We start from the raw sequence: 19,544 nt of genomic DNA on the forward strand, positions 1-19,544 counted from the left end.
TCACCCTAGGCGAGCGACCCTGCGATCACTCACGAATGCACAGGGAGCACCAGGTGTGATGCGCGGACGGAGTCGTGGAAGACAGTTTGGGCCGCCGGGCGGCCTTCGAACGCGCCCGCGGCGGCCGGCCTGGTACCGGTGTTGGGGTTGACGTCGTAGAGGGGGAAGCTGCTGCCGGCGATTTCGAGGCGGAGCCGGTGGCCCGGCGCCACCAGGGCGGCGGTCGAACCCACCTTGATCCGGTAGGTGTGCACCTCACCCGCCTTGACCGGCCCGCCCGGGCTGAACCGGGCGCGCAGGGCGCCGTCGCACAGGTTCACGGCCGTGCCGTCGGGGAAGACGTCCACCAGTTTGACCATCCAGTCCGCGTCCGGGGTGTCGATGGCCGCGTACAACGTCAACCAGACGGTGCCGATCACTTCGAGGAGCTCGGTCATTGGAGCCGTGGTGTACACCAGGACGTCGTTGCGGGCCTCGACCGGCCGCTGGTCGGCGGGCCCCACCGGGACGATCGACGCGTCGGCCGACGCCCGCCCGCCGAGGCTGGGCACGGGAAGGGCCGGAATCGACACGAAGACGTCCGGCTCTTCGTCGCCCGGGTTGCGCCGGTCGAGCACACCGTCCCCGGACACCGAGTTCGCGCCGAGCCCGCCGTCGGCGCTGGAATGCAGGAACCATCGCTGCTCCCGGGTACCCGGCGGCGGCCACGCGGTCGCCTCGCGCCACGTGTTGGCTCCCATCACGAACAGCTTGACCGGCGGGCTGTCCGGCTCGTCGTCCCGGCCGGAGAGCCAGTGCTCGAACCACTCCAGCTGGGCGAGGTCCAGGGTGTTGTGCGCCTCTTCGCCGAAGTCGAACCGGCCGATGGTCGCGGACCAGGGCACGTGTGCCCATGGCCCGATGACCAGCCTCTGTACCGCACCCTGCTCGGCCAGTCGCGCGTAGTTCTCCAGCGTGCCCTCGACGAAGGTGTCGTACCAGCCGCCGAAGTGCAGTTGCGGCACGATGATCCGGTCGTAGCGGGCACGCACCGACACCGCCTGCCAGTACTCATCCCAGGTGTCGTGCTCCAGCCAGTCGAAGAAGTAATCGATGCCGGCCTTGCGCAGCTCCTCGAACTCCGCGAGCGGCCGCCGGCCGAACGCACCCGGCAGTTCGCCCGCGGCCTTCGCCACGGCCAGTGCTTCCGTGTGCCTGCCGTCGCGTACCGCGTCCTGGCTACCCAGCATCTGCAAGGTCCACGACAGCACGAAGGCGAGGTTCAGCGCACCTCCGGTGTAGGTCCAGCCCTCGTAGAAGTCGCTGGAGGTGAACCCGGGCGCCGTGCACACCAGCCCCTCCGGTTGTTCGGTCGCCGCCAGGAGCTGCGCCGCACCGGCGTACGAGAAGCCGTACGTCGCGACCTGCCCGGTGCCGCCGGCGAGCCGGGCCGCCCAGCGGACGGTGTCCGCACCGTCCGCCGCCTCGTGCCGGAACGGATCGAACACGCCCCCCGAGCCGAACCGGCCCCTGGTGTCCTGCACGACAACGATGTACCCGCGTCTGGCGTACCAGGACGGATGCCGGTACACGACGGTCTGCGCGACCTCTTTGCCGTACGGCGTCCGCTGCACCAGCACGGGATACGGGCCGCCGGGCGGACGGTAGACGTCCGCCCGCAGGACCGTGCCGTCCCGCATGGGAACGGCGACGTCCCGCTCCACCACGATGTCCATCGCGGTCTTCACGGCAGCCGGACCGACTGGCTGTGCCAAAACACGTTACGTGGGTCGTACGCCGCCTTCGCGGCCTGCAGCCTGCGGTAGTTGTCCTTGTAGTACAACGTGTGCCACGCGACGCCGGACCGGTTGAACGACGGGTCGTTCAGGTCGATGTCGGGGTAGTTGAGGTAACAGCCATCGGTGACCGCGTCGGGAACCGGAACGCCGCCGGTCCCGGCATATGCCTCGTAGTAGAAGTCCCTCAGCCAGCGGATGTTCGCGGCGTCGTCCGCCTTGTCATTCCAGTAGGACAGGTACAGGACCTTGAACGCCGAGTCGCGGTGCGCGAACGCGGTGTCGCTCTGGCCGACCGAGTTGACCTTGCCTCCGTAGCTGCTGACCATGAGCATCGCCCGTGGGTTGTGGAAGTCCGTTCGAGACAGGTGCTTGTACCACACAGCGATCTGCTCATCGGTGTAACGGGCACGGTTGAAGGCCGACTTGAAGTCACCACGTAGCGTCGGGTCGGCGAGGATCGGGTTGGCCGCACCGAGGTACCGGGTCGCCTGCAGCCACGGTAAGCGTTGCGGCGTCTCGAATTCCGGTGCGGGAGCGAACTCACCCATCGCCTTGGTCAACGCGCCGTGCCGCAGGGTCACCCCGCGGGTCACGTCGGCGAGGAAGTCCGCGTACAGCTCCTCGGCGTTCTTCGCGTTACCGGTTACCTGCGTCAGCAACCCGATTTGACCGTTGGACCGGTGACTGAGGTTGAGGTAGCTGAATAAGGCGGCCTGCGGTGCTCCCGGCGCCGCGTGCCGCACGTGCCAGTCGCCGAAGTTGGCGGCGATGGTGGTGAAGTCTTTCTCCGTCAACGTTTCCCATGGCCACGAGATCGCCGCGAGCAGCACGTCGGCCGGCGGGCGAGGCAGCAGCCTGCCCGGGTCGGTGCCGGTCGCGTCCTTGGTCCGGAACCAATACCGGGTGACCACACCGAAGTTACCGCCGCCGCCACCGGTATTCGCCCACCACAGCTCCCGGTTCACGTCCCCGGCGTTCGAGGTCGCGATCACCGCACGTGCCTTGCCGTTGGCGTCGACCCAGACGACTTCGACGGCGTGCAGGTGGTCAACGCTCAAGCCGAGTTCCCGGCACAAGAGACCCCATCCGCCGCCACTGATGTGTCCGCCGACGCCGACCGTGGCGCACTGGCCTGCCGGGATGGTCACGCCCCAGATCCGGTACAGCTTCTCGTAGACGTCCAGCAGGGTCGCGCCTCCGCCGACCGCGAATGCGCGCATCGCAGGGTCGAATGCGACCTGGTCGAGTTCGGACAGGTTGATCACCACTTCGACGTCCGAGTTGAACACGAAGTCCTCGTAGCAATGCCCACCGCCCTGCACGGTCAGCCGCTTCCCCTGGTCGACCGCGAGCTGTACGGCGGCGACCACGTCCGCGGTCGACCGGGCCACGTGCACTCTGTCCGGCTTGCCGACCCACCGCTGATTCGTGCCACGGACCAAGTCCTGATATCTCGTATCGCCGGGCCGGACCACTACGGAGCCGGTCGACTGCCCGGCCGGGGCATCGGTGGCCGCCGCCGCGACCTGCGGCAAGCCGACGGCCACCGCCGCCCCGCCGGCACCGACCAGAAAACTGCGCCGATCGTGTCCTATGAACTTGTCGGTCATCGCGCTGACATCCTTTGTTTCGCAGGAGAGGTAATGGTGAGGACCCTCTATTTGGTCTTCGGCCCCTCCCACCCGAAACGCGGGGCGATCGCCACCGCCCGTTCGAACCTTTCAGGACTCCATTGCGGGATCGGCATGTTCGGCACCGCCGGATCACCCGACTCCTGGAAGAACTTTTCGAACCCGGCAGGGGTGTACGCGAAGATCGTATGAGCGACGTGCACGCCGACGTTCTTGAAGCAGTGCGGGGTGCCGTGGGGAACGAAGACGTAATCCCCGGCCTTGCCGGTGAACTTCGCGGCACCGACCTGGAATTCCAGTTGGCCGGACAGTACGTGGAACACCTCGTCCGACTCGGTGTGAATGTGCAGCGGCGGGCCGTTCCCCGGCGGGATCGAGGACTCCAGGACCGACAACGCGCCGTTGGTCGCGTCGCCGCTGATCTTGACGGTGTAGACATTGCCGTCGAACCAGATCGACTCCCCCTCGCCCGCCGGGACGAGCGCCGACTGCACGGAGGACTCGTTCACTTGCTCACTCATGACGCTCCTGGCAAGAGGACCAGGGCGATTGCGGCAGATACAGCCGCACATCCGTCCGCTGCTCGTACGGCAGCCCCGGGGGAAGGTTGATCAATTCCATCTGCATCCCCCACGGCGTCACGAAGTACACCCAGCGGTCGCCGGCGATGGGGCCGTCCGTGATGGTCTCCGGGTCGCCGAGCACCCGGACGCCCGGCTGGGCGCGCAAGTACGCTGCGGCGGCGTCGACGTCCGCGACATGGATCGCCAGGTGGTGTCCACCCCAGTCACTGTTGCGGGGAAGCTGCCTGCGCTGATCCGGTGCGGTGTACTCGAAAAGCTCCAGGTTGCTCACCGGTCCCAGCCGCAGCATGGCGATCCGGGCGGTGGCCGCGGCGTCTACATCGAGCTTGCGGGTCATCCAGTCCCCCTCGGGGTCCCGCACCGAATCCTGGAGGTAAGCCAGATCCGCGCCGATGACCTCGATGAAGAACTCGACGGCCTGGTCCAGGTCTGGCACCGTGTAGGCGACGTGGTGCACCGCGGTCGCCCCGGGGATGCCACGCTTGGGGGTCACGCGACGACCTCCGGCGCCGATACGTCCGCGGACAGGGACGCCGCGCCGGGCGGACCGGATACCTCGATATCCAGCCAGCACAGGTTTTCCGTTCCCTGGTTCACGAACCGGTGCACGGCACCGGCTCGGGTTGCGACCAGGTAGCCGGGGCGCACTTCGTGCGGGACCTCGTCGACGTGCAGTTCGCCCGCGCCGACGAGGACAAAGCAGAACTTGTCCGTACCGCTCTGCACGACTTCCTCCCGGACGGCGCCGGGCGCCAGCGACGACCAGGTGATGACCTCCCAGGTGCGGCTCATCCCGTCCCGACGGATCACCCGGTTCCCGGCAGACTCGTCCCCGTCGTGGACATCGGTGATGACCAGGTCCTCGTCCAGTTCGCGCAGGAGATCGGCCGCACGGGCGAGTTCGGCGACGGTGAGGTCGTTGAGGAAGCAGGCACCGCCGATGCCGACTGGGATCGGCATCCGTTGCAGCCCGTCCCGGTGCCGGGTGGTCTCCCGCAGTGCGGGCTCCAGCAGACCGGCTTCCAGCAACGGGTGCGAGACAGGCAGGCGGAGCCTGCGCATCAAGGCGAAGATCCGTTCACGGTCCTGTGTGGACACCAGACCGCGTTCCTCGGCCAGCACCGTGGTGAGTGCCATGTCGACGGTGACGGCCTCGCCGTGCAGGAGCGCGGGAAGGGCCCGCATTTCCAGGGTGGGGCTGAACGAGTGGCCGTAATCGACCAGCCGTTCCAGTTGCTTCTCCCACAGGTTCGGTTCCAGCTCCTCCAGCATGCCGCCCACCGCGCGGCTGAAGACCTGTCTCGCCACGATGTCGCCGGTCTGCGTCTGGCCGGTGAGCCGCTCGGCGAGCAGTAGTTCGGCGTGGTCCTCCAGCAGCCGGAACAACGTCGCGTCCTTGATCAGCGCGATCTTGAGGATCTCCGCGAGGCCGTTGCTGATGTGCCGATCTTCCAGAGAAGCGAGGAAACCACGGTCCAGCAACGCGACGGCCGGCGCGAAGTACGTGCCGAGCCGGTTCTTGTGGCTGCCGAAGTTCACCCCGGTCTTGATGCCGACTCCGGCGTCGACCAGCCCGATGAGGGAGGTCGGGACCCGGACGTAAGGGGTGCTGCGCCGGTACATGCTGGCGGCCAGGCCCACGATGTCCAGCAGGATTCCACCACCGATGGCGATGATCGGCTCATGCCTGCGTGAGATGCCGAACGAGTCGAGTTCTTTCACAACGGTGAACACCGACTCCATCGTCTTGACCTTTTCGGAGGACGACAGCACGCACAGGCGGTACTCACAGTTGTGATGCCCCAGATACTCGCGGAGGGCGTCGCCGTAGAGCTTGTGCACATTGGCGTCTATCACGATGAACCGGCGGACGCGGTCGGTGCGGATGGTGGTGCCCGCCTCGACCAGTGCCGGATTGGACGGGTCCAGCACTCCGTCCGTCATCAGGACCTCGTAGGTGATGGGCTGCTCGGCCTGGACCCGCCACCGGGGGGCCGGGGCGGGTGTTTCCGTCAGCGGGGTTTCCGTCGCGTGTGTGTTCATGTCCTCGCAACCACTTCGTTGACAGCTGACTGCACGGCACCGGCCACGGCCGCGATGTCGTCGGATGACGAGAACAGGTTGATGCCGAATCCGGAACCGATATAGGCGTCGTCCACCCCAACCGACACCGTGATCGACCGGCCGAGGATGTCGTCGGTACGGGGGAGCATGTTCGGTTCGTATCGCCGGTCGGTGGGGTGGGCCGGACAGGCGAAGGGATGTTCCGAGGCGGTGGGTGTCCGGCGTGCGAGCAGCTGGGGCATGTTCCCGTAGTAGTGGCGGCCCGAGTCGATGAGCGTGGACGTGCCGAGCTTGTCGGCCACCGCGCGCGCCGCCTCGACGGACTCGAATTGCAGGACCAGGAAGGAAAAGCATTCCCCGTCCGGGTCGTTGAGACGCCGGCGCGTCACGCCCGGCAGATCGCCGATCGCCTCCACAAGGGCCGTCTTCTGCTTGCGGAGCGTCCCCAGTATGTCGTCGATCTTGCGGAGCTGGCCGAGTGCCACGGCACCGCTGAGTTCGTGCATCCGCAGGTTCATCCCGAACAGCGAGTCGGCGTCGGCGAGGCCTTGACGCAGCGGTTTGAACCCATGATCGTGGAAGGCGAAAGCGCGCTCGTACGCCTTGTCGTCCGCGATCGTGAGCAGACCACCGTCGCCGCTGGTGATGATCTTGAACAGGTTGAGCGAGAAGGCCCCTGCGTCCCCGATGGTGCCCAGCGCACGGTTTCGGTACAGGCCGCCGCAGGCCTGGGCGGCGTCCTCGATCAGGAACAGGCCGTGCTCGTCCGCGATCCGCCGCAGCTCGTCCATCGCGGCCGGAGCGCCCAGCATGTGCACCGCGACGATGGCTTTCGTCGCGGGGGTGATCCGGCGCCGCACATCCTCCGGATCGAGGGTGAGGGACTCGTCGATCTCGGCGAGAACGGGGACGGCACCCCGGTGGACGATCGCTGCGATGGACGCGATGAACGTGTAGCCAGGGGCGATCACCTCGTCACCGGGACCGACGCCGAGCGCCACCAGCGCGGTGAGCAACGCGGACGTGCAACTGTTGACAGCGAGGCAGTGGCGGGTACCCGTGCGCTCCTCGAACTCGCGCTCGAGTGTGTAGACCATGGAGGGTCCGGCCGCTTCGTCGAAGCGGTATCGGTTCAGCTGCCGTGCGTCCAGCGCCTGATTGACCAGCGCTTTCTCTTCGTCACCGAGGAACAAGTATCCCGGGCCGCTCATGCGCGCGCCTTTCTGTCGAAGGTTGTTTCCTCGAGGCGAGAATCCCGTTCGCTGCCCGCAGCGCCATCGCCACGCTGGTCAGCGTCGGGTTGCTCGCGGTGCCCGTCGGGATGAGGCCGTTGCCGCCTAGGTAGAGGTTCTCGACGCCCCAGACCCGGGAATGGGGATCGACCACGCTGGTGTCCGGGTCGGATCCCATCCGCACGGTCCCCGCGATGTGCAACGGCAGCGTGGGAAGGATGAATCGCGGCTCGGATCCGGGCAGGTACCGGCCGAGCGAGGCGGCGGCCCGTCGCAGGTCCGCCATCATCCGGTGCTGCCGCGCACGGTCGTCCTCGCTGAGGGAGAACTCGAAGCCCGCCTCCGGCATGCCCCAGACGTCCGCCGTGGTGTCGGAGAAGCACACCCGGTTCTCCGGCCTCGGGTCGACGAGTCCGAACCAACGCAGGTCGACCACCAGCCGGGTGTCGACGTCCGGGTCCGTCACCATGTCGTCGTAGGGCAGATCGCGGTGGATCTGGCAGTGCCACGGGCGGCCCGGCGACACCGGGATCCATACGTTGGGGTCGAGGTCGTCCAGCGGGATGGGCACCGCGTCGTCCCGGAGCAGCACCTGGCAGAAGGCGACCGGCTGCTCGGTGAGGTAGCGGCCGAGCGATGGCGGGCGGATACCGGAGGCGTAGAGCAACTGCGGGGTGAGCACGGCCCCGCAGGCGACCACGTACGTGCTCGCCTCGACCTTGACCGTCCGGCAGGTGATGTGGTCAACGATCTCGGCGTACTCGATTCGCGATCCGTCCGTCGCCGGCACGAGTCGCGTGCACTGGTGCTGCTCGCGCAGGAGGAACGCGTCCGTGTCGCCGTCGGCGAGCGGCCCGAGGATGGTGTCCATTCCGGTCCAGCGCACCAGCCGGGGGTTGTCCGTGCGGCGTTGCGCGGCCATCGGGAGAGGTTGGACGCCGTACGGGTCGGCCAGCTCCGCGTACTCGGCGGTGAGCGCGTCCAACACGACCTGATGGGAGATCGCGTTTTCGGTCAGGTCGGTGCGCGTGTTGAGCAGCGCCTCGGCGTGGCCATAAAGCGTGTCCCATTCGGTCGCGGGGATGGCTTGGGACCGCTCGACGGTCGGGTGGTGCCGGGGAGTCACCCCCGTCCAGTGGGTGGCCATGCCCCCGACCGCGTAGGTGGCGACGCCCGCGTCCAAACTGATCAGCTGGTCGGACAGACCCGCGACGCGGGCGGGCGGCGACAACGGGTGCAGGTGCCCGCGGATCAACGCGCCGAACCGTTCGTGGCTGTGCTGGTACGCGAGATGGTTCTTCAGGTGCTCGCCAGGGCGGCGGGAGAGCTGTGGCCCGGCATCGACCATCATGACGCCGCGGCCGCCGTCGACGAGCGTGCGCGCGAACGTGGCGCCCACCGGCCCGGAACCGACTACGAGCACGTCGACCTCGATGTGTTGGTCGCTCACCTGATCCTCCCTTCTCTTGTCATTCGGCAGGCGTGCGCTCCGGGAGCCGCCGGCTCACGGAAGCGGGCATCAGGGCCAGAACCAGCAGTTCCAACGGGGAGTTCTCGCAAGCGCGCCACCGGCCACCGGTCCCGTGGGAGAGGAGGACCAGCCGGCCTTCCTCGACGGGCAGCGGATCTTTCCCGTCCTCGATGAACTCGCCGTTGCCGCGCAGGACGAACCATGCTTCCTCGATGTCGCCTCGGCCGCGTTCGTCGAGGACGGACTCGGGTGCGAGTTGGACGTAGTCGAAGGATTCGCACTCGCTGAACAACATTCCCCGGCGGCCGAGGCACCGCCACAAAGCGTTGCCGAAGCTGCCATCGAAGGTCTGGGTGAGGCCGTCGTGTGTGCTGGAAACGATCATTTCGCACTGCCCGCGCTCGCTGGGACGACAAGGCTCACCACGAAGAACTCCAGTCCGTCCGGGCCGCCCTCGATCGCGACCGCGCCGAGGAACGGCACTCCCACCGACACTCCCTTGCGCAGCGGAACGGTGGTGGACGTTGTCCTCGCGGTCCCGGTCCCGGTCAGCGTGAAGAGCACGTGCTCCCACTCATCGGCCACCAGCGACTCGGTCTCGGACGGATCGAGGCGCACCAGCCGAGCCCGGCGTAACGGTCCGGCGAGATAGTCCAGAGCGTTGACGTCGCGGACTCCGCGGAGGTCGGTCACCTCGGCGCGGACACCGTCGGCGCCCCGATCCGGTACGCCGTCGGCCATTCCCGGGCCGGACACCTCGATGACCAGCCAGACCAGGTCCTCGGTGCCGGTGTTGCGGATGCCGTGCCGGGTGCCGAGACAGGTCGTGATCAGGTCACCGGCGGCGACCTGGTGGTCCGTGCCGTTGATCGTCATAACACCGGAGCCGGCCACGACGTAGTCGAACTGCTCGGTCCGGCTGTGCAGGTGTACACCGCTGGCCGCGCCCGGTGGCAGAGAGGAACACTCCACCGCCTCCCACGGCCCGAACAGATTGTTCCGCCTGGCGAGGCACTTCCACCGGGCGACCCTTTCGCCGCCGTGCATCTCATAGACCTCGGACGGTTCGTCCAATGTGGTGACCACCAGCCGGTCACTCATGCCCGTCTCCGACCAGCGGCCACGGCGCCACCGGGCTCCGCAGCGGAAGCCTGTCGGTCACCGCGGCGGGCAGCAACGCGAGCGAGAGCAGTTCGAGCTGACCGGTGGAATCGTTGTGCACCGACCCGCGACTCCCCCCAGTTGAGAACAGCAGATCCCCGGGGCGCAACGGAAAGGACCGGTCCGTACCGTCAACGAACCGTCCCTGTCCATTGAGGACGAACCAGATCGCTTCGACGCCCTCGCGGCCGCGCCCGTCCCGCAGGGCGCCCGGCGGCAGCCGGAGGTAGTCGATGGCCTCGCATTCGCTGTGCAGCATGCCGCGCCGAGCCAGACAGCGCCAAGCGCCGCCGTCCGCCGCCTGGCTCAGGCTTTCGGTGTGGGTGACGATCACTGGGCCGCCGCTGCGGCCTGTGGGGTGGCGAGACTGGCGATGAACAGTTCGAGCCCTTCGCCACCCGCCTCGACGGTGACCTTGCTGCCCAGCGGCAAGGTGAGCGCCACGCCGGAGCGCAGCGGGACGGTCGCCGATCCGGAGATCGCGTGCCCGTCACCCCGCACGGTGAACAGGGTGTGTTCGTGGTCTTCGGCGATCAGTGTCTCCTGCTGACCGGGCTGGAGCTGCGGCAGGCGGATGCGCCCGAGCGGGCCGCTGAGAAAGTCCCCGGCGTCGACCTCCCGCACCTCGCGGAGGTTGATCACTACGGCGTTGCTCATCGTTGCCCCCTACTGTCGACCTGTTTCTGATGGTTGGAATAGACGGTTGTCATTGGCGGTCCCAACACTTCGATGACCAGCCACTCCAATCGGTCATCGCCCACGTTCCGCAAGCCGTGCCGGGTACCGAGGCCGTTAAGGATCAGGTCACCACCCTTGACCGGGTGTTCGTGGCCATCGAGGAGCATGACCCCGGTGCCGGAGATGATGAAGTACAGCTCCTCGGTGCGGGTGTGGATGTGTGCGCCACTGATCCCGCGCGGAGGAAGTGCGGCCCACTCGATGGCCTCCCACGATCCGAACAGGTTGTCGCGCCGGGCGAAGCACTTCCACTCGGACGCGCCATCCGCGCCGTGAACGCCGTAGACGGCCGATGGCTTGTCGATATTCGCAATCAACACGTGCCTGGCCATGCCTCTCCTTCAATTCGCAAGCTATCGAAGTGCATGAGCCAGCCATCCAACATTAAAGCGGGAGACCGACGCTCGGCGAAACGATGATGAAAATCCCGTTTCCTTCGCCGATAAGACGCGCTGGAATGCCAGCGCCGTTAAGGGCTTGGACAACGACCCTTCGGGTGTCTATCAAATCCGAATAGGAGCCGCTTCAATTGCCTACTTCATAGGTAGTGCCCGGGGATGCTAAAGCTGGTGATCAAGCTGCATTTCAGCGGCATCAGTCGAATATCGGCTCATTCGCGACGCATTCGGTGGCGCGGAACAGCTCCCGGTGGATGGCATGGCGGCGGGAAAACAACTGATTGTGCTCCCGCCCCCAGTGCGACTCGGGTCCAGAGTGCGACTCGGGTCTAGCGCGGCCAGATCAGAGTTGTTTGAGCATTCCGCCGTCGAGTACCAGATCTGAGCCGTTCATGTTGGGCACTCGACCGGAAGCCAGCAGCACCACGAGCACGGCCATCTCCGCCGGGTCCGTGAACCGGCCGGTGTTCATTCCGGTCATCGCGGGTACCTGCGCGAGGAACTCGTCGTGGTCCATCCCCGCGCTCTTGGCCAGTCCGGCCGCCATCCCGTCGGACGCCGTCCATACTGCCGTTCGCGTCGGCCCCGGTGAGATGGTGTTCACCCGGACGCCCGCTTCGCCCACCTCGTCGGCGAGCGACTTGCCGAAGCTGGCCAGTGCGGCTTTGGCGGCCGAGTAGTCCATCAGCCTGGGCAACGGCAGCCGGGAGTTGACCGTACCGATGTTGATGATGGTCCCCCGACGTTCGAGCAGGCTCGGCAGGGCCGCACGGGTGGTGCGCACCGCACTGAAGAAGTTCAGTTCGAACGCGTGCTGCCAGTCGTCGTCGCTGATCGCAAGGAATCCGTCGGTGCGAGCGGGCGAGGCGCCGACGTTGTTGACCAGAATATCGATGCCGCCCAGCTCACCGAGCGCCCAATTCACCAGTTCCGTCGCCTGCGCCGGCGAGGTCAGGTCCACCTGCCGTGTCAACGATGTCGCTTCGGACAACGGCTCACTGGCCGTGCGAGCACAGGCGGCGACCTGCACTCCCTCCTCGGCCAGCGCCTGAACTATCTCGAGGCCAATACCCCTGCTGGCGCCAGTGACCAGCGCAGTCTTGCCCTTCAGTTTGAGTTCCATGCGCTCCAATTCCTCAGGCTCGCCTTTAATCGGATTCACTTTATAGCTGAAACTCGCCCTCAATCAAGGCCATGAGTGACGTTTTCGCGATGTGATCGACCTGCAGCGCAAGGTGTAAGGTGCCCGAAGGTTCCGGACAGCAGCCACATAGGCATATAGACAATCCGGAAGGGCAGGAAGTGGCCAAGTGTGTTCATAAGAGGTTCACCCCCAGGAGCTCAAAGACCAGGCTTTCCGTGCCGCCTCGGAGGGTAACCGCACCGTCGTCAAGGTGGCCCGTGAGTTCGGGATCCACGATATCACTTGCGCGATTGGGTGCGGGTGTACAAATACCAGCACCACGCCGGGCAACGGCACTTGCACTCGGAAGCGGACAGGATTAAACGCCCACCGAGTGGGCGTTTAGGCCGTATCGGTACCGTATAGCGAGCTTTGTCCCGCCGATGCGACTGTCCGTTTCCTATGCGTTTCGGCTTTACTGACACCGAATCAGCGATTCCCGTACCGGCGATACGCCCGTCTGGTGCCGAAAGATCCCTGTCTCATCCCGAAGCGCGGTGCTTCGCCCACGTTTGATCGACGGCCGAACAGCCGTCTGGCCGGCCACCTCGCCCGGCAGTATCCCGAAGACATGACCAAACCGCGACCGTACCGACCGTACCCCAGCGATCTGTCCGACGCCCGATGGGCCCTCATCGAACCCGTCCTGACCGCTTGGCGCGCCGAACACCGCACCGGTGCCCTGCCCATCGGCCGGCCACCTGAGCACGACCTGCGCACCATCCTCAATGCCATCCTCTACGTCGACCGCACCGGCATCCCCTGGCGCCACCTTCCGTACGACTACCCGCCCTAGCGCACCGTCTACGCCTACTTCGCCCACTGGGCAGACCGACGGCGTCTTCGACCGGCTGTCCAGCCTGCTCCGCCGCTCCCTGCGTACCACCGCGGGCCGCGAACCCGAGCCCACCGCGTGCGTGATCGACGCCCAAAGCGTCAAGACCTCCGCCAACGTCCCAGCCCACAGCCAGGGCTATGATGCGGCAAGGGTCTGTCGATCTTCGGCACGACCCAGCCTGGCAGGCGAGCACTCAGCGCTACCACCGATTACTGGACAGACCCCCGTTTCGCCTACCAGGGCAAATGCGAAGATCAGAGGTTAAAAGACAAGCTGAGTGCCTGTGTCATAACCTGATGGGACGCCCGTGATCATGCGGTTTGGGTCAGTAGCTGGCAATTCTGCATGCGGGTCCAGGCGTACTACCCACCCCGGGCGTGGTAGGGCTTGCACGCGACTCCTGAATGCCGGGAATGGGGCCGGAGGGCGCGAGCGGCATTTTCAGGCCGATACCGAACATGCGCCCGATCGTCGCGAGGCGCCGGCCTTTGCCATGAGGGGTGTAGCGCCGAGATCGTCTCACGGTCGTAGGCGGCTCTGGGAGCAGGCTCCTATGGAGGATCCTTCACGAGGCCGAAGAAACCCGAAGCGTGCGAAGCGAAGCTTAAGGCGTGATCACAAAAGCCTTGGGAATCGCACTGGCCGCGGCCCTGCTGCCCAGTACTCCAGCCTCTTCGACCAAGCCGCATGACTGCGCGAATACGTCCACGCGCGGCGGGGTCGGCGGAAAACCGATGGCCCTCCTTCGGGGTCCAGGTGAGCGGGGTCAGGTACTCCAAGGCCGCCTTGTCCTTGACCCATTGCAGGCCCTTGCGGACGTAATTGGCGCTCAGCCCGGTGGCGATCATCAGCTTTCTGGTGGTCACAACTGCCGCAGCGCCGGCGCGGCCGGCTCCAGATGCTGCTCGATGGCCTGGGTGGCGCGGTCGATCCGCGCCCGGTTGGCCATCTGCTTCGCGGTCTGGTCGGCCATGGCCTTGAAGCCGGGCCGGGTGGTATTCCGGCCGCTCGGGCAGCAGGATCGCGAATCGGTCCCAGATCGGCTCGGTCAGCCATGATGGAAGCGTGGGCACAGGTCTCCTCGGTGATCACAGGGCGTCAGCATCTACGTGATCAACGGGGCCTGTGCCCGCTCGGCTACCTGCCTTCCCAACCGCACCTATTCTCCCTTGGTCGCTGTTTCCGGCGCTTCAGCCGGTCGTGTTCCCGACAGGCTCGGCGAATGAGGGTCGCCGACCTGACCGCTCGACAACGCGCGTGCCGGCAATGGCTGAGGAACTCTTCCTGTGGAGCCTCTGCGCACGGATGGCGAGAGCTTGGGCATTCAGATGCTGTTGGCGATGCGCTCGTGGTCCCGTCCGCCCTCGCGGGTCTGGATACCGGCAGCGAGCAGCTTGTGGGCGAGTTCGGTGACGTCGTCGCTCATGAGCGGGGCTCGACCCGCTGGTCGGCCGTGTCGAAGAAGTGCAGGTGGTCGCGACGGATGTGCAGGGGCATCGGATCGGTGACCGGGTCGTCGGCGTGTACCCGGGCGCGGAGCGTCTGGCCTTTGTGGGCGAAGTGGACCAGCCGCTCCCTGCCGAGGAGCTCGGTCACCGTCGGCGTCCCGGCGAGGTCGATGTCGCCGGGCCCGCCCGGGGGGCCCGGCCGGATGTCCTCGGCCCGGAATCCGATGGTCAGGTCCCGTCCCGTGAGCCCGCGCTCGCGGAGCACGGCTTCGGATACGAGCCCGGACGGGAGCATGTTCATCGCTCCGAGAAACCGTGCCACGTAGCCGGTCCGCGGCTTCCTGAACACCGCCTCCGGCTCTCCGGCCTGCTCGACCGCGCCGTCGCACAGCACGACCAGGCGGTCGGCGAGGCTGAGCGCCTCGGCCTGGTCGTGCGTGACGTACACGATGGTCATGTTGATCTCTCGCTGGAGCGCGAGCAACTCGGTCCGCATACGTGTGCGCAGCTCGGCGTCGAGCGCGGAGAACGGCTCGTCCATGAGGACCACACCGGGGCGGCGGACGAGCGCCCGCCCGATGCCGACGCGCTGCCGCTGACCGCCGGAAAGTTCGCCCGGCCTGCGTTCGAGGAGATGGGTGACATCGAGCAGCTCGGCGACCTCGTGTACCCGGCGCCGCCGTTCCGCCCTCGGCACCCGGGCCATCCGCAGGGGGAACTCGATGTTCTTGTACGCGGTCTTGTCCGGATAGAGCGCCGAGCCCTGGAAGACCATGGCGACCCCTCGTGACAGCGGGGATCCGCGGGTCACGTCGGCGTCCCCGATGTGGATCGTGCCATCGGTGACGTCGCTCAGCCCGGCGATCGAGCGCAGCAGCGTCGTCTTGCCGCACCCGGAGGCCCCCAGCAGCACGCTGATCTTTCCGGCGGGGAAGAAGAGGCTGACGTCGCGCAGCGCCTCCGTGCCGTCGGGGTAGACCTTGCGGATCGCCCGGCATTCGACCGAGTTCCCGGACATCGCCGGCGGGTTCGTGACCGGCTCGGCGCCGGCCGTGCGAGATGTCATTTGATCAGCTCGCTGACCGTCGCGGCCGCCTCGTCGAGCGCGGCCCGCGGCGTCCGGTCACCGGCTATGGCACCGTTGATCTGGTCGGTCATGCTCTTGGCGATCTCGACGTTGTGCGTGCCGGGGAACTGGTACCAGGGGACCAGATGGGCCATCTGGTCCCATGCCGGCTTGGCCAGCGGGTTTCGTTCGAGGTACCCGCCCAGATATCGGGGGTCGGTCGCGGCCTTCTTGTTGATCGGGGCGAATCCGCTGGCGTTCACGAGGTTCGTGACGCCGCGGGGGCCGACCAGCTCCTTGATGACGGTCCACTGGTCCTGGAGCCGGGCCCGGTCGGCGGTGAAGCTCGCGATGGCGGCGCCCCCGGCGACCGCCCTGCGCGTGCCGCCGTCGGGGATCGGGAACGGCGCGCTGCGGACGTCGAACGTGACCTGTGCGCGCAGAGTGGCGCTGTAGGAGGACGACTGCAGCACCATGCCGGCGTCGCCCCGGGTGAACGCGTCGCCGGCCTGCTGGTTGGGCAACGTACGCCCGTGGCCGCGGCGCCGCAGATCAGCCCAGAACGTCACGATCGAGGCACCCGCCGAGGAGTTGAACGCGACCTGGGTCTCTTCGGGGTTCATGAAGCCGCCGCCGCCGGACCCGAGGAAGTTCTGGAAGCCGTAGGAGCCGATGTGGTCGGAGCGGATGACGACGCCGTTGGGCGCGGACCGCGATGACTTGATGGCCGCGGCCGCCTCGCGCAGCTCCGAGAACGTCCGAGGCGGTTCGCCGGGGTCGAGTCCCGCCTTCCGGAACACGTCGGCGTTGTAGTAGAGGGTGTAGGTCGAAACGCCGTAGGGGATCCCGTACACGGTTCCGTCGAAGCGGCCGAGGTCGAGCAGCCGGGGGTAGAAGTCCGCCAGGTCGAAGGACCGGTCGCCGGAGATCAGCGGGTCCAGCGGGGTGGCCCGCTTGGCGTCCGCGTAGGTGCGCAGCGAGTTCAGCCCGGTGATGACCAGGTCGGGCACGCGCCCGGCGATCAGGTCGTTCTGCACGCGCTGGTCGACTCCCGTGTACGAGGTATCACCCACCTTGATCAACCGGACCTTGATTCCGGTGCGGTCGGTGAAGCCCCGGTCCAGGGTCCGCTCCACACTTGTGATCAGTTGCGGGAAGTTCGGGAGGATGATCTCGACCTCGCGTGCGCTGGAGGCGACGCGCTCGGTGCCGGGCGTGCAGGCGGTGAGCGCCGCGGTGAGGAGGAGGGTCGCGAAGACACGGCGGCCCGGACGGGTGATGAGCATGGGACGACTCCCTGAAGGGCGAAGTGCGGGATCAGTCGAGCGAGGTGGTCAACGCCAGCCCTCTGAGGAACTGGCGCTGGCAGCAGAGGAAAACGATCATGAGAGGGGTGACGGCCATCGCCGCCGCGGCCATCTGCGGCCCGTACTCGGCCCCGCTCTCGTTGGCGGCGAACCGGGCGACCCCGAACGGCACGGTCGCGTAGACGTCCGTGCGCAGGATGACCGACGGCCAGAACAGGTCGTTCCAGTGGTGGGTGACGCTGAACACGCCGAACGCGAGGATCGCGGGCCGGACGTTGGGCAGGACGACGCGCCAGACCATGCCGACGGGGCCGACCCCGTCCATGCGGGCCGCGTCGAAGACGTTCTGCGGGATCGACAGGATGAACTGACGGAACAGGTAGACACCGAACGCCGACGCGCCGAAGGGGATGACGAGCCCTACGAGGGTGTCGCCGAGACCGGCCCGCGACAGTCCCACGTACACCGGGATCGCGGTGATCTGGCCGGGTACGACGAGGCAGCAGAGCACGAGGGCGCGTACGGCGCCGCCGCCGCGCAGCCGCAGCCGCGCCAGCGCGTAACCGGCCGGGAGCGCGGTCGCCACCTGCAGGAGCAGGATCAGGCCGGTGACGAGCACGCTGTTGAGGTAATAGCGGGGCCAGTCCGCGCCGCTCCACGCGACGCGGAAGTTCTCCAAGGTCGGGGTGAAGCCGAGCCCGAGCCCCTGCACCTCGTGCGGCGGTGCGAACGCGGCCCGCAGCATCACGTAGAACGGCACCAGCACGATGACCGCCCCGGCGAGCAGCGTCGCGTGCGCGGCCCAGCGGCCGGGCGCGAGGCCGCTCACCGGGCACCCGCCAGTTCCCAGCGCCTGCCGACGACCCGCACCTGCGCGACGATGGTCAGCAGCACCAGGGCGAGCAGCACCACGTTGACGACGGACGCGCCGCCAAGGTCCGAGAAGCCGATGCCGCGCTGCCACATCAGATACGCCAGAGTGGTGCTGGCGCCGTGCGGGTCCCCCTGCGTCATCACGGCGACCTGGTCGAACACCCGGAGCGAGTCACGGGTCGTCGTGATCAGCGCGAAGACGGTGGCCGGGCCGATCGCGGGCCAGGTCACCGCCCAGAACCGGTGCCACGGCCCGGCGCCGTCGAGGGTCGCCGCCTCCAGCAGAGCGCGGGGCACACCGCTCAGGGCGGCCAAGAACATGATCATCGTTGATCCCACCCCCTGCCAGCAGCCGACGACCGCGACGGCGGGCAGCGCGAGCGACGTCGAGTTGAGCCAGTCGTGCACGCCGAGGACACGTCCGATGGAGGAGTCGATGATCCCGGTGTCCGGGTAGAACATCCATCGCCACACGACCGACATCCCGGCGAGCGTCGCCGCCACGGGCAGGAAGTACGCCGTGCGCAGGAGCCCGCGGCCCCTGGCGACGGTGTTGATGCCGAGCGCCAGCAGCAGTCCGGCCAGCATGATGGGAAGGACGGTCATCGCCGCGTACGCGAGCGTGTGCAGCGCCGCGGGCAGCAGTTCGGAGCCGTTCAGCAGGCGCAGGAAATTGTCCGTCCCGACCGGTTCGAGCGCCCCGGTCAGCGGATCGTAGGAGAAGAAGCCGAGCGCGACGACCAGCATGACCGGTATCACGACGGCGACGACCAGCCCGATCACGGCAGGCGCGACGAGCAGCCGTTCAATGCGGCCGTAGGGCGCGGACCGGAGCACCGGCCCTCGCTCCGGACGCTGCGCGCCGGCCCGGCCCGCTGGTTCCGGTGACGTGCGGGCGAGTAGGTGCATGACCGAGTTCCTAGGTGTGAGGTGCGGGACGCCAGAGATGGCGGGCCGGGGCTCCCACCTGGTGGTGGGCCCGTGGGCACGCGGAGTGGACGCCGGTACGCGTGAACGGCGCGGCGGGCGGACGGATCGGCGACGGTGGGGAAGAGGACGGCGGCGGATACGCGCTCATGGCGGCTCCGCGGCCGGTCAGTCCAGTGCGATCGCGTTCGGTAGGTCGGTGATTCCGCTGATGATGGCGGCGTGCGGCACCCGGCGGAGTTCATCTTCGTCGTGGGCGCCGCCGAGGACGCCGATGGCGGCCGGGACTCCGGCACGGTAGGCGGCGAGCAGGTCGTTGCGCGTGTCGCCGGCCACCAGGATGGACCGCACGCCGGTGGCCTCCAGCCGCGCGGCGGCGGCCCAGACGAGGTCGGGGTAGGGGCGGCCCCTGCCCACGTCCTCAGGGGACAGCACGAGGTCGGCGAACCCGGACCAGCCCAGCTCCTCCAGCACCAGGTCGCGTATCTCGCGAGGGAAACCGGTGATGAGCGCGATCTTGATGCCATGGGCGCGCAGCCTGCCGAACACCGACAGGGCGCCGGGTTTGGCCGTGACGGTGCCGGAACGGACGGCCTCCACGACGGCGCGGACGAACTCCTCGTAGGCGGCACGAGCCCGGATCGCGTCGGGGACGAGCAGCTCGAACATCCGCTGCTTCGGCATACCCCGCAGCTCGCGCAGCCGCGCGGGGGCGGGCGGGACGCCGACCGACCGAAGCGCCCGCTCGACGGCCGCGGGTACGCTGCCGTTCTCCTCGACGGTGGTGCCGGCCATGTCGAGTACGGCGACCTTGGCTCCCTCATCCTCCAGGTGAACGCGCACGC

General features: G+C 67.6%; 19 protein-coding genes and 1 pseudogene. 1 reads left to right on the forward strand and 19 read right to left on the reverse strand.

What is annotated here, in order from left to right:
• Positions 1-29: 29 nt before the first annotated feature.
• The 13 genes from DP939_RS06020 to DP939_RS06080 all read right to left on the reverse strand — a co-directional run bounded on the left by DP939_RS06020 (position 30) and on the right by DP939_RS06080 (position 12,180).
• Entirely contained in the window at positions 30-1,715 is a 1,686-nt protein-coding gene (locus tag DP939_RS06020) for a CocE/NonD family hydrolase (protein ID WP_147267892.1), read from the reverse strand.
• 8 nt (positions 1,716-1,723) lie between these two features.
• Complete coding sequence (locus tag DP939_RS06025; protein ID WP_113979604.1) at positions 1,724-3,388, reverse strand: FAD-binding oxidoreductase; 1,665 nt, start codon at positions 3,386-3,388, stop codon at positions 1,724-1,726.
• Positions 3,389-3,435: 47 nt separating this feature from the next.
• Positions 3,436-3,930 (reverse strand): quercetin 2,3-dioxygenase, encoded by a 495-nt coding sequence (locus tag DP939_RS06030; protein ID WP_113979605.1) that lies wholly within the window; start codon positions 3,928-3,930, stop codon positions 3,436-3,438.
• The gene (locus DP939_RS06035; protein WP_199564980.1) at positions 3,923-4,486 is read right to left on the reverse strand and encodes a VOC family protein; all 564 of its coding nucleotides are present in this window, start codon (positions 4,484-4,486) and stop codon (positions 3,923-3,925) included. Before DP939_RS06035 ends, DP939_RS06030 begins: the two co-directional genes overlap by 8 nt.
• Positions 4,483-6,036 carry an iron-containing alcohol dehydrogenase gene (locus DP939_RS06040; RefSeq protein ID WP_113979606.1) on the reverse strand — a complete coding sequence of 518 codons (1,554 nt, stop codon included), beginning with the start codon at positions 6,034-6,036 and terminating at the stop codon, positions 4,483-4,485. Before DP939_RS06040 ends, DP939_RS06035 begins: the two co-directional genes overlap by 4 nt.
• Entirely contained in the window at positions 6,033-7,268 is a 1,236-nt protein-coding gene (locus DP939_RS06045; protein ID WP_113979607.1) for a DegT/DnrJ/EryC1/StrS family aminotransferase, read from the reverse strand. Before DP939_RS06045 ends, DP939_RS06040 begins: the two co-directional genes overlap by 4 nt.
• A complete protein-coding gene (locus DP939_RS06050) occupies positions 7,237-8,739 on the reverse strand; it encodes a GMC oxidoreductase (RefSeq protein WP_199564981.1) in 1,503 nt (500 codons plus the stop codon). The genes DP939_RS06045 and DP939_RS06050 overlap by 32 nt, the downstream gene beginning before the upstream one ends.
• 19 nt (positions 8,740-8,758) lie before the next feature.
• Complete coding sequence (locus tag DP939_RS06055) at positions 8,759-9,145, reverse strand: cupin domain-containing protein (protein ID WP_113979608.1); 387 nt, start codon at positions 9,143-9,145, stop codon at positions 8,759-8,761.
• Positions 9,142-9,861, reverse strand: coding sequence for a cupin domain-containing protein (locus DP939_RS06060; RefSeq protein ID WP_113979609.1), 720 nt, complete (start codon positions 9,859-9,861; stop codon positions 9,142-9,144). Before DP939_RS06060 ends, DP939_RS06055 begins: the two co-directional genes overlap by 4 nt.
• Positions 9,854-10,255 (reverse strand): cupin domain-containing protein, encoded by a 402-nt coding sequence (locus DP939_RS06065; RefSeq protein WP_113979610.1) that lies wholly within the window; start codon positions 10,253-10,255, stop codon positions 9,854-9,856. Before DP939_RS06065 ends, DP939_RS06060 begins: the two co-directional genes overlap by 8 nt.
• Entirely contained in the window at positions 10,252-10,578 is a 327-nt protein-coding gene (locus tag DP939_RS06070) for a hypothetical protein (protein ID WP_113979611.1), read from the reverse strand. Before DP939_RS06070 ends, DP939_RS06065 begins: the two co-directional genes overlap by 4 nt.
• Positions 10,575-10,991, reverse strand: coding sequence for a cupin domain-containing protein (locus DP939_RS06075; RefSeq protein WP_113979612.1), 417 nt, complete (start codon positions 10,989-10,991; stop codon positions 10,575-10,577). The genes DP939_RS06070 and DP939_RS06075 overlap by 4 nt, the downstream gene beginning before the upstream one ends.
• A gap of 409 nt (positions 10,992-11,400) precedes the next feature.
• Positions 11,401-12,180 (reverse strand): SDR family NAD(P)-dependent oxidoreductase, encoded by a 780-nt coding sequence (locus tag DP939_RS06080; RefSeq protein WP_113979613.1) that lies wholly within the window; start codon positions 12,178-12,180, stop codon positions 11,401-11,403.
• 631 nt (positions 12,181-12,811) lie between these two features.
• Between DP939_RS06080 and DP939_RS47610 the strand changes: the two are divergent.
• A pseudogene (locus DP939_RS47610) lies at positions 12,812-13,229 on the forward strand (transposase); the annotation flags it as partial.
• A gap of 400 nt (positions 13,230-13,629) precedes the next feature.
• Here DP939_RS47610 and DP939_RS46740 read toward each other — a convergent pair.
• The 6 genes from DP939_RS46740 to DP939_RS06120 form a co-directional block, all read right to left on the reverse strand.
• Positions 13,630-13,926: a hypothetical protein gene (locus tag DP939_RS46740; protein WP_199565048.1), complete on the reverse strand. Its 297-nt coding sequence runs from the start codon at positions 13,924-13,926 to the stop codon at positions 13,630-13,632.
• Between the two features lie 574 nt (positions 13,927-14,500).
• On the reverse strand, positions 14,501-15,592 hold the full coding sequence (locus tag DP939_RS06100; RefSeq protein ID WP_113979614.1) for an ABC transporter ATP-binding protein: 1,092 nt from the start codon (positions 15,590-15,592) through the stop codon (positions 14,501-14,503).
• Complete coding sequence (locus DP939_RS06105; RefSeq protein ID WP_113979615.1) at positions 15,589-16,878, reverse strand: ABC transporter substrate-binding protein; 1,290 nt, start codon at positions 16,876-16,878, stop codon at positions 15,589-15,591. Before DP939_RS06105 ends, DP939_RS06100 begins: the two co-directional genes overlap by 4 nt.
• A gap of 31 nt (positions 16,879-16,909) precedes the next feature.
• Entirely contained in the window at positions 16,910-17,728 is an 819-nt protein-coding gene (locus DP939_RS06110; RefSeq protein ID WP_113979616.1) for a carbohydrate ABC transporter permease, read from the reverse strand.
• Positions 17,725-18,681, reverse strand: a complete 957-nt coding sequence (locus DP939_RS06115; RefSeq protein WP_113979617.1) for a carbohydrate ABC transporter permease — start codon at positions 18,679-18,681, stop codon at positions 17,725-17,727. The genes DP939_RS06110 and DP939_RS06115 overlap by 4 nt, the downstream gene beginning before the upstream one ends.
• A gap of 186 nt (positions 18,682-18,867) precedes the next feature.
• Positions 18,868-19,542 carry an HAD family hydrolase gene (locus DP939_RS06120; protein ID WP_199564983.1) on the reverse strand — a complete coding sequence of 225 codons (675 nt, stop codon included), beginning with the start codon at positions 19,540-19,542 and terminating at the stop codon, positions 18,868-18,870.
• Positions 19,543-19,544 lie beyond the last annotated feature (2 nt).

Origin of the sequence: Spongiactinospora rosea (assembly GCF_003315795.1) — a bacterium.
Taxonomy (GTDB): Bacteria; Actinomycetota; Actinomycetes; order Streptosporangiales; family Streptosporangiaceae; genus Spongiactinospora; species Spongiactinospora rosea.